Here is an 835-nt window from a genome sequence, read left to right as displayed (position 1 = left end):
AACGTTACTCAAACCACTGTTTTAGCGTTTCTTTTGCTTTCTGAGTATGCTTATCTTTGATGTGGGCAGACACTGAGCTGTAGCAGACAATCAAACACCTAGATCATCTGAATATCCAACAATGGGTGTAATGTCAGGAATTGCATCTATGGGAGAAATAAAGTACCCAAGAGCTCCATACACTACGGTTTTTGCCCATACTGGAGTATCAGAATCACTTGCTGCGTAATAAAGCTTAAGGGCTGGTTCTAATACCGTTTCACCGGCAGCTTTTGCATAACCTTTAACTTTATCCCAGAAACTATTCATCGTTAAATTGAGAAGCATATTCGTTATTTTTGTCCATAAATCAGACCACTATAATCACAATAAAAACTATATGATAATCAAATTAGCTAAGCTTCTTCATTTAATTATTACCGATTATTGAAATATGCTCTAAATATGGCGAGCTAGATCACATAACGCTGCGTTAAGGGGTGAATGCCGCATAAACCAAGCTTCCGCAGACCACTTTCACCACCAAAACTCACTGCAAAACAAAAATGCCACGCGGCATGAATCCCGCTTAAACGCCTTGTATGGATAATAACTAACGAATCAGGGTAAGGTGAGACCCAGACTTTAGCTGCAACTAAAGTTCTCTATCTGATAGTTCGATTGAACGCTGGCTCCTCTATTGAGAGACCGATAACAAGAACGAACATCAGATAGAACTCCAAGCATCACACTCGAATAGTCTTCTGGGTCTCGAGCCCGCATTTCGCAAGCAAGAGTTAGCTTATTATGAATACAAATACACTTCAAAACATTAATGTCGGCGTTGATACAGGTA

The 835-nt window shown here is 39.8% G+C and carries 2 protein-coding genes; both read right to left on the bottom strand.

Annotation, left to right across the window (positions count from 1 at the left end):
- Positions 1 to 90: 90 nt before the first annotated feature.
- Positions 91 to 327: a DUF1232 domain-containing protein gene (locus CIK04_RS31550; protein ID WP_325206061.1), complete on the bottom strand. Its 237-nt coding sequence runs from the start codon at positions 325 to 327 to the stop codon at positions 91 to 93.
- 125 nt (positions 328 to 452) lie between these two features.
- The gene (locus CIK04_RS31545; protein WP_097353762.1) at positions 453 to 590 is read right to left on the bottom strand and encodes a DUF3265 domain-containing protein; all 138 of its coding nucleotides are present in this window, start codon (positions 588 to 590) and stop codon (positions 453 to 455) included.
- Between the last annotated feature and the right edge of the window lie 245 nt (positions 591 to 835).

The organism is Vibrio sp. 03_296 (assembly GCF_002265885.1).
The sequence above is the reverse complement of the archived record's forward strand: the minus strand, read 5'-3'. Positions and strand labels throughout refer to the sequence as shown.

Excerpts from the sequence above, each read along its gene's own strand:
- CIK04_RS31550 (WP_325206061.1), bottom strand. The coding sequence starts at position 327 with ATGCTTCTCAATTTAACGATGAATAGTTTCTGGGATAAAGTTAAAGGT.